This is a genomic window from Desertihabitans aurantiacus (assembly GCF_003344635.1).
Taxonomy (GTDB): domain Bacteria; phylum Actinomycetota; class Actinomycetes; order Propionibacteriales; family Propionibacteriaceae; genus Desertihabitans; species Desertihabitans aurantiacus.
Map to the genome: position 1 here is coordinate 1 of NZ_QPKK01000254.1, position 5,508 is coordinate 5,508.

7 protein-coding genes are annotated in these 5,508 nt (G+C 73.0%); 3 read left to right on the forward strand and 4 right to left on the reverse strand.

Annotated features, from left to right (window positions below; genetic code table 11):
* The 3 genes from DVA66_RS16480 to panB form a co-directional block, all read left to right on the forward strand.
* The coding region (locus DVA66_RS16480) for a pantoate--beta-alanine ligase (protein WP_198671856.1) at positions 1–257 on the forward strand (257 nt) is incomplete at its 5' end.
* A gap of 219 nt (positions 258–476) precedes the next feature.
* On the forward strand, positions 477–869 hold the full coding sequence (gene panD / locus DVA66_RS16485; RefSeq protein WP_114561051.1) for an aspartate 1-decarboxylase: 393 nt from the start codon (positions 477–479) through the stop codon (positions 867–869).
* Between the two features lie 13 nt (positions 870–882).
* Entirely contained in the window at positions 883–1,767 is an 885-nt protein-coding gene (gene panB / locus DVA66_RS16490; RefSeq protein WP_114561052.1) for a 3-methyl-2-oxobutanoate hydroxymethyltransferase, read from the forward strand.
* 18 nt (positions 1,768–1,785) lie between these two features.
* Here panB and DVA66_RS16495 read toward each other — a convergent pair whose 3' ends face one another.
* From DVA66_RS16495 to DVA66_RS16510, 4 genes are all read right to left on the reverse strand, one after another.
* Entirely contained in the window at positions 1,786–2,826 is a 1,041-nt protein-coding gene (locus DVA66_RS16495) for a hypothetical protein (protein ID WP_114561053.1), read from the reverse strand.
* A complete protein-coding gene (locus DVA66_RS16500; protein WP_198671857.1) occupies positions 2,823–4,091 on the reverse strand; it encodes a C39 family peptidase in 1,269 nt (422 codons plus the stop codon). Before DVA66_RS16500 ends, DVA66_RS16495 begins: the two co-directional genes overlap by 4 nt.
* Positions 4,092–4,311: 220 nt before the next feature.
* Positions 4,312–5,124 (reverse strand): aldo/keto reductase, encoded by an 813-nt coding sequence (locus tag DVA66_RS16505; protein ID WP_114561055.1) that lies wholly within the window; start codon positions 5,122–5,124, stop codon positions 4,312–4,314.
* A gap of 101 nt (positions 5,125–5,225) precedes the next feature.
* On the reverse strand, positions 5,226–5,508 hold a 283-nt coding region (locus tag DVA66_RS16510), incomplete at its 5' end, for a hypothetical protein (RefSeq protein ID WP_232822018.1).

Here is a 5,508-nt window from a genome sequence, read left to right on the forward strand (position 1 = left end):
CGCTCGCGCTGCGGCACGGCCTGGACGCCGTGGTGGGCCGGCTGGCGGCGGGGGAGTCCGACGCCGCGGCCGCCGCCGAGGCCGGCCGCGCGGTGATGCGCGGCGAGGGCGTCGAGCCGGAGTACCTCGAGGTGGTCGATCCCGACACCTTCGAGCCGGTCGGGCGCACGGAGGGGCGTCCGGTGCTGGTCGTCGTCGCGGCTCCCGTGGGGCCCGTCCGCCTGATCGACAACGAGCTGGTCCAGCCGGCGCGGTGATCCTGCGCCAGGGTGACGCCGGCCGGCGACGCCACCCCCACAACGGCGCGGCGGCGCGTCCGGGCGGACCGGCACCCTGGCGCGAGATCCCCGTGCCCCGACGGTCACCGCTCCCCCTGCGCCGCGCGATCGGCGGGCGGAATACCGGCGTGTCGTCGTAGGGTTGAGGAGGTCGAGCGACGACCGTCGCCCCGCACTGCTCACAGGAGGACGCCGACCGTGCAGCGCATCATGCTGAAGTCGAAGATCCACCGCGCCACGGTGACCGATTCCGACCTGCACTACGTCGGGTCGATCACCGTCGACCCCGACCTGCTCGAGGCTGCCGACATGCTCGAGTTCGAGCAGGTGGCCGTCGTCGACGTCGACAACGGCGCCCGCTTCGAGACCTACACCATCGCCGGTGAGCGGGGCTCGGGAGAGATCAAGGTCAACGGGGCGGCGGCCCGGCTGGTGCACAAGGGCGACATCATCATCATCATCTCCTACGGCCAGTACGACCGTGCCGACCTGGAGCGCTACGCCCCGCGGGTGGTGCACGTCGAGCGCACCAGCAACCGCATCCTCGAGGTCGACGAGAAGGTGGGCGTGCTGCTCACCGCGGACGCCTGAGAGCGGGGCGCTGATGTCGACGGTGCGGTCGGTGTCGCCGGGCGGGACGGCTCGCAAGCCCGTCACCCTGCCCGAGCTGGCGGCCCGCAAGCGCGCCGGTGAGCCGGTGGTGATGGTGACCGCCTACGACCACCCGAGCGCCCGGGCCGCCGAGGACGCCGGTGTCGACATCGTGCTGGTCGGCGACTCCGGGGCGATGACCGTGCTCGGCATGGAGTCCACCGTCGCGGTCGAGCTGGACGAGATGCTCGTGCTGGCCCGCGCGGCCCGCCGGGGGCTGCGGACGCCGCTGCTCGTCGTCGACCTGCCGTTCGGCTCCACCGAGGTCTCCGACGCGCAGGCGGTCACCAGCGCGCTGCGGCTGGTCAAGGAGGCCGGCGCGGACGCGGTCAAGCTGGAGGGCGGCGGCCCCGAGCGGATCTCCCGGGTGCGTGCCATCCTGGCCGCCGGTATCCCGGTGATGGGCCACGTCGGGCTCACCCCGCAGACCGCCACCGCACTCGGCGGTTACCGCGCCCAGGGCCGCGACGCCGCCGCGGCCGCCCGGATCGTCGCCGAGGCGCGGGCGCTGCAGGAGGCCGGCTGCTTCTCCGTCGTGCTCGAGGCGATCCCGTCCGAGCTCACCGAGCTGCTGGTGCCCCAGCTCGCCGACACCCTGGTGATCGGCATCGGCGCCGGCCCGGCCACCGACGGCCAGGTGCTCGTCTTCCACGACCTGCTCGGCATCCGCGAGGGCAAGGGCGCCAAATTCGTGCAGCGCTACGCCGACCTGCAGGACGCCATGACCGACGGCGTCCGCCGCTACGCCGAGGACGTCCGCAGCCGCGCCTATCCCGCCCCCGAGCACGGCTACGGCATGCCGGCCGAGGAGCTGGAGCGCCTCCGCACCCTGCTCTGAGCGCGGACGGGCGGCCGTTCAGCCGGCCCGGTCCACCGCCTTGTGGAGCGCGCGGGCCATCCGGTCGACCGGTTCCCAGTCCAGCACCGGGCGCCAGACGGGAGAGTGCAGGTCGCCCCACGCGATGCCGTGGCGTAGCTCATGCTGGTGCACCACGCCTCGCGGGTAGACGCCAGCAGCGACGTCGTCGCCGTCGTAGGTCTGCGACCAGTAGCCGGTGTAGCCGTCGAGGTTGGGCAGGACGAGCGTGCCGACCCGCAGGTAGCGCTGGCCGGGCAGCCGGATCCGGCGGAGCAGCGCCTCGTCGGTCCGCTCGCGGTCTTCCGCACGGATCGGCCAGATGTGGGACTGCACGAGCACCGCGACGTCTGGGGCGAGCGCCCACGCCGCGGCCAGCCGCAGCGAGTTGCGGAGCTCGCCGGGCAGGTGGGTAATGACCTTGGCGAGGAAGGTGGAGGCCCACAGCGGGTGCTCCACCCAGCCCTGCAGGTCCTGCAGCGCGGCGTACCGCGGGTCCGGGTGGCCCGACGGCGGGGTGAGGTGGTCGAAGTAGCCCACCACGTCGGCGCCGAGGGTGCCGTCGCCGGGCAGGGGTGGACGGCTGCCAGCCCAGGGGGTGGTCAGGCCGGTCGGGTCGGTGTTCCAGACCACCCCGTCGCGCTCCCAGCCGATCGCCTGCCAGCTGCGGACCTCGGCCGTCCAGAGACCGAGCAGGTGGTCGACCGCCAGGTGGACGCTCGGGGCGATCCCGGCTGCGTCGCGGGGCGCCTCCACCGGGTTGCGCTCCACCACCAGACCGACGCGCCCCAGCGACGGGTGGTCCAGCACGCAGGCGAAACGGTCCGCGTCGACCGGCCAGCAGCCGAGCAGGGCGAACCGCTCCAGCTGCCGGTGCCCACCGAGCAACCAGACGAACCGTTCCAGCTGGTCCAACGACCAGGGCTCGCAGGGGCGCAGGTCTGCCAGCTGCCGGGTGAAGGCCTGCGTGGGGTCGACCGGTGGTCGCACCGGACTCTGCACCGTGACGACGCGGACACCGCCGAGGGCCTGCTCGCTCACCAGTTCCCGGGGGAGGACGGGAGCTTCGTGCCCGGCTTGGTGATGATGTAGACCAGGCCACCGGACTTCGGGAGCCAGGCGTTCTCGAACTGGCTGCGCCTGTACGTCGTGCGCACCTGGGTGTTGGACTTCTTCAGGTGCGAGGCGGGGTCGTTGACGACCACGTCGCCGGACCTGGTGAAGCCGACGATGACGAGCAGGTGGCCCGCGGTGCTGTAGCCGGCGCCGGTCATCTCCGAGCTCTTGAACGACACCGAGGCGATCAGCGGGATGCCGGCGGCGATGAAGGCCTCGGCCTCCCGCAGCGAGCGCAGCCGGGTGACGAAGGCGTCCGCACCCTCGTTGTGGGCGTAGGCGGTGCACATCGGCCAGTTGCCGGTGCCCTGGTACGCGTAGTCGTAGCAGCGCTTGGCGGCGTGGTCGACCTGCCGGTCGGCGTGCCCGCTGCCCACCCAGGCCGTGGTCGAGGAGGACGGCCCGAGCTTCCAGTAGTCGAGCACCATCGCCACCGAGGTCGGCGAGCACCAGGCCTCTCCGCCGCCGCCGTACTGGCCGAAGTGGCCGACGTGCACCTGCTGGGAGTAGGTCGGCACCGCCAGCGTCCGGACCGCCTTCCCGGTAGGAGCGGACGTCCCCACCTTCGTGCGGTCGGGGATGGCCGAGGTCGCCACGGTCAGCCCGCGCACCCAGCAGCGGGCGGTGGTGCCCTTCGGCCGGTGCAGCCGCACCTGCACCTGGTAGCTCTTCAGCGCGATCCGGTCGGCCATCACCAGGGTGTCGGTGGCGACGGTGGCGTGCCGGTCGCCCTGCCCGCCGACCGAGGTGCGGCGGATGTCGGCGCTGCCCTCGCCCTCGGCCCACCGGCCGAGCACGTACCACTTGGTCGCGACCCCACCGGTGGTCGTCCCCTTCACGCGGATCTCGACGAAGGTGCCCGGCTGGGTGTGGGCGTTCCAGGACGCGATCAGCTCGGTCGTGGCGCCGGGGCTCTTCGTCTGCGAGGTCCAGGTGGCGACGTCGTAGGTGCGCTTCTTCCCCGTGTGCGGGTCGGTGTAGGTGCTGGTCGAGGTGGCCCGGTCGAACTCGACGTTGCCGGCGCGGACGCCGGTGCCGGAGCCGCTGCCGCGCTTCCAGTCGGCCTCGGACGTCCAGCGGTCGAGGGTGACGCGGTCGGCGGCGTGCGCGGCGGTCGGGAACGCCGTGAGGGCGGCGGCGCCGGCGGTGGCGCCGAGCGCGAGGCGGGGGAGGTGGCGACGGGGGATCACGAGGGAACAGTAGGCCGCGTCCCGGCGGCCGGAGAAGAGCCGCGGGCCGGGCCGCATCAAGCCGAGGTGGAGGGTTCGAGCGGGGCCGTCGTCCGCGCGTGGGTGGGGCGCCCTTCGACAGGCTCAGGGCGACGCTTCGACAGGCTCAGGGCGTTGGGTGTCCGGGACGCACGACGGCCCCGGGCGCAGCGCCCGGGGCCGTCGAGGGTGTGGCGGAGGGTCAGCCGGCGTCGGGGTCGCCGCCCGTGCGCTCGTTCTTGTTCAGCCCGTCGATGGTGGCGACGTCCTCGTCGGTCAGCTCGAAGTCGAAGACCTCGAAGTTGGCCTTGATGCGGGAGGGGGTCACCGACTTCGGGAAGACGATGTAGCCCTTCTGCAGGTGCCAGCGCAGGATGACCTGGGCGGGCGTGCGGTCCACCTTCTCGGCGAGCTGGGTGATCGCCGGGTCCTCCAGCGGACCCCGGCCCAGCGGCGTCCAGGCCTCGACCTCGATGCCGAAGGAGCGGATGTCGGAGACCAGCGGCTCCTGGGTGAGGTAGGGGTGGATCTCCACCTGGTCGACCACCGGGGTCACGCCGGTGGCGTCGATGATCTCCTGCAGGTGGTTGCGGTGGAAGTTGGAGACGCCGATGCTGGTGGTCAGGCCCTGCTCGCGCAGCTTGACCAGCGACTCCCAGGCCTGCACGTACTGGCCCTGGCTCGGCACCGGCCAGTGGATCAGGTACAGATCCACCCGGTCCAGGCCGAGCTTCTCCAGGCTCTCCTGGATGGCGACCTCGGCGTCGGCGTGCCGGCTGTTGAAGAGCTTGGTGGTGACGTACAGCTCCTCGCGCGGGATGCCGGACTCGCGGATGGCGCGACCGACACCCTCCTCGTTGCCGTAGATGGCTGCGGTGTCGATGTGGCGGTAGCCGGTCTCCAGGGCGGCGGCCACGGACGGGACGATGTCCTCCTCGCTGACCTGCCACACCCCGAAGCCGAGCTGGGGGATCGTGGTGCCGTCGTTGAGGGAGACGTGGGGAACCTGCGTCATCGGGGACCTCCTGCTCGTCGTGGTGGGTTCCACGCTGAACCCTTTCAGTTCGCCTGGCACCGCTCGTCACCGGGTCGGCGTGCGGACGCCGCGGGCCCTCCTCAGGGCAGCAGCGAGCGCAGCCACCCGACCAGCGTGCCCGGCTCAGCGAGGGACGCCAGGCCCTCGATCCACCGCTCCGACGCCCGGGCCAGCTCGCCCACGTCGCCCCCCGGCTCCGGCGCCGCGAGCCCGACGCCGACGGCCAGCCCCACCCACGGCAGCACCAGCGAGGCGAGCAGGGCGAGCAGGGCCGCCCTCCGCGGACGCTCCCGGGCCAGGGCGACCACGGCCACCACCAGCGCGGTGCCGGCGACCACGACGCACCCGGTGAGGGCGGCCACC

What these genes read in the sequence shown, in the direction of transcription:
- panB (WP_114561052.1), top strand. Translation starts at nt 883, where the DNA reads ATGTCGACGGTGCGGTCGGTGTCGCCGGGCGGGACGGCTCGCAAGCCC.
- DVA66_RS16505 (WP_114561055.1), bottom strand. Translation starts at nt 5,124, where the DNA reads ATGACGCAGGTTCCCCACGTCTCCCTCAACGACGGCACCACGATCCCC.